Source organism: Halorubrum sp. AJ67, from assembly GCF_000513435.1.
This window is the reverse complement of sequence record NZ_CBVY010000007.1, coordinates 132,490-135,158: the sequence shown is the minus strand read 5'-3', so window position 1 is coordinate 135,158 and position 2,669 is coordinate 132,490. Positions and strand designations below refer to the sequence as shown.

Sequence of the window (2,669 nt, the reverse complement as noted above, 5' to 3'; positions counted from 1 at the left end):
CATCCGCGCGATCCCCGTGACGATCCGCGGCCACGCGAGGTCCGTGGTCCGGACCACGCGGTGGCGGTCGATCAGGCCGACCCGAGCGAGGGCGAACCCGATGTAGAGGATGAGCGCGCGGAAGGGGTTCGGGAGGTTCGACAGGCGAGACACGGCGGGTGCGCTCCTTTTCCGCTGGCAACTAAAGGGGTTTCGTCACGCGGCAGGCGGTTCCGGATCGAGGAAGGGGGCGGCGCGGTCGGGTCGCTGCTATGCTCCGGAGACCAGATAGACGGAGGCGGCGGCGAAGACGATGCCGAGCCCCTTCCGAAGGGTGAACGACTCGCCCAAGAAGAGGAAGCCGATCACCGACGAGAAGACGAGGAACATCGCGAAGATGGGCGTCACGACGCTCACGGGACCCAAGGAGAGCGACCGGTACAAGGCGAGGATCCCGACGCCGAGGAAAAAGCCCGCGGCGAGCACGTGCGGCAGCTTCGGCGAGGCGAGGTGCGTCGTGAACCCCTGTCCGGTGTAGGCGATCACGCCGACGGCCATCACGATCAGCAGCGAGTTCGAGACGACGACGGCGACGTCGCTCGGGATCGCGTTCGGTCCGGTGGTGGCGACGCGCATCAGCGGGGAAACCAGCGCGTACGCGCCCATCGCGAGCAGCGCGTACGGGAGATACGTTGTGGCCGTAGCGTCCATACGACGAGGTCGCCTTCCGGCGGCAAGTGCCTATCGACCCTCGTTCGACGGCGATTCCGCCGCACCCGATTCGTCGTCCGTCCGGTCGCATCCGGCGATTCGCTCCCCGCGGTCGCTCCCGCCCGCTCCCGACCGATCGACCGGAACGGACACCGTCACCGTCGTCCCCCGCGGCTCGCGCTCGGCGAACGATATCCGGCCGCCGAGGTGGTCGACGCCCCACTTGACGATCCACAGGCCGATCCCGCTGCCGTGCCGGAGCGGCGTCTCGGTGCCGCGGTCCAACACGTCGTACTCGGCCGGGTCGATACCGGGGCCGTCGTCGGCGACGGTGACCTCGACCCACCCGTCCGCGACCGCCGCGTCGATCCGCACCCACGGCGTCTCCCCGTCGTTGTGTCGGACCGCGTTCGAACAGAGGTTCTCCAAGACGACACGCAACACCAATGGGACGGTGACGTCCGAGATCCGACCGGTCTCGACCCGGGCGTCGGGGTCGAGGCTCCGCGCGTCCGCGACGACTTCGTCGACGACGTCCGGAAGCGGCCCCGACTTCTCCTCCTCGGTCGGGTCGAACAGCTTCCCGGCGGTCCGGGTGCGCTCGCTGAGTTCGAGCATCCGCCCCGCGCTCTCCTCGATGATCGAGAGTGCGCGCTCGTCGGTCGGGTTCGCCCGTAACTGCTCGGCGTACCCCAAGATGAGGTTGGTCTCCGTCCGCACGTCGTGGCGGAACACTCGGTTGAGGACGTTGAGCCGCTGCTGCTGACCGAGGTACGCCCCGACATCGTGGAAGGCGATCACTCTGGCGGTGGTGCGGTCGTGGTCGTCGACCACACCCCTGACCGTCACCTCGTACGGCCGCTGCCCGTCGCGTCCGACTAACGATATCGGTCGCGGCGACCCCCGGTCGTCGTCGAGTTCGCGCACCGCGTCGTATCGGGGAACGACCGCGCCCGCTCGCTCGCCGATCGCCGCCTGGCGGTCGATGCCGAACGTCTCGGAGGCGCTCTCGTTCAGATCGACCAGCAGGTCCTCGGTGCCGACGACGAACACGGGGTCGTGGAGCTGCTCGAAGACGAGCTGGCGCGCGCGGCGGCGCGGGGCCGGCGCGAGCGTCAGCAGGCGGAACCGCGACAGCGCGAAGAGGTACGTCACCCCCGAGACCGCGAACACGATCGGCGTGGGGTCGAGTCCCGGGATCGGGATCGCCCCGGTGAGGTACGCGACGCTGCCGGCCCACGGCGCGGCGGTGCCGATCAGGAGCGCCGCGCTCTGTCCCCGGAACGGCCGGGCGTCGTCGCGGATCAGCTGAAACAGGGGGACCGACCCGACCGCGCCGAGGAGGTAGGTGTAGCCCGCGATGACGTAGTACAGCGGTCCGGGGGCGACGTCGAGGAACGTCCCGACGGCGGTCTCGCGCACGGCCCGGTCGACGGCGAGGAGGTTCCCGGGATCGCCGGCGGCGGCGACCGCGACCGTGGCGACGGGGATGACGGACACGAGCGAGACGGAGAAGGGCGTCACGTACCGGTCGTATCCGGTGTACGCCAGCGCGAAGAAGAGCCACCCGACCGGAATCGCGACGACCCCGACCCACTGGACGTCGTACCACAGCGCCTTCCCGGGGAGCGTCGCCGCCTCGAGTTCGAAGACGAGGAACGTCGCCCACCAGACCTGTCCCGCGAGGAGGACGGCGAGCCACGTCGCGCCCGGTTCCGGCCGCTCCCGCCACGCGAGGATCGCCGCCGCCAGCCCGACCGTCACGGCGACGAGGAGCGCGATTGAGAGGGGGCTCAACGCTGTCATGTCGTGTCCCACGGTTATTGGATTTATAACTCATCGGGTCGAATTATTTCGACCAAAAATCGGGTGACGCGCCCGCGAAACCGGGTGCGCGGCGCTCACCAGCCGAGTACGAAGAGAACGGTGCCCGCGACGAGGTAGCTACTGTCCGGCGCGACGCCGAGCGTCGCCCCGTC

2 protein-coding genes and 1 pseudogene (1 of these 3 running past the window's edge) are annotated in these 2,669 nt (G+C 69.5%); all 3 read right to left on the bottom strand.

Annotation, left to right across the window (positions count from 1 at the left end; translation table 11 throughout):
* Positions 1-57, bottom strand: a pseudogene (locus BN903_RS08265) (sensor histidine kinase); it reaches 1,056 nt to the left of the window's first position.
* A 192-nt stretch (positions 58-249) separates the two neighbouring features.
* Positions 250-690: an EamA family transporter gene (locus BN903_RS08260; protein WP_048077292.1), complete on the bottom strand. Its 441-nt coding sequence runs from the start codon at positions 688-690 to the stop codon at positions 250-252.
* Positions 691-720: 30 nt separating this feature from the next.
* Complete coding sequence (locus BN903_RS08255) at positions 721-2,496, bottom strand: histidine kinase N-terminal 7TM domain-containing protein (RefSeq protein ID WP_048077291.1); 1,776 nt, start codon at positions 2,494-2,496, stop codon at positions 721-723.
* Positions 2,497-2,669 lie beyond the last annotated feature (173 nt).

What these genes read in the sequence shown, in the direction of transcription:
- BN903_RS08255 (WP_048077291.1), bottom strand. Translation starts at nt 2,496, where the DNA reads ATGACAGCGTTGAGCCCCCTCTCAATCGCGCTCCTCGTCGCCGTGACG.
- BN903_RS08260 (WP_048077292.1), bottom strand. Translation starts at nt 690, where the DNA reads ATGGACGCTACGGCCACAACGTATCTCCCGTACGCGCTGCTCGCGATG.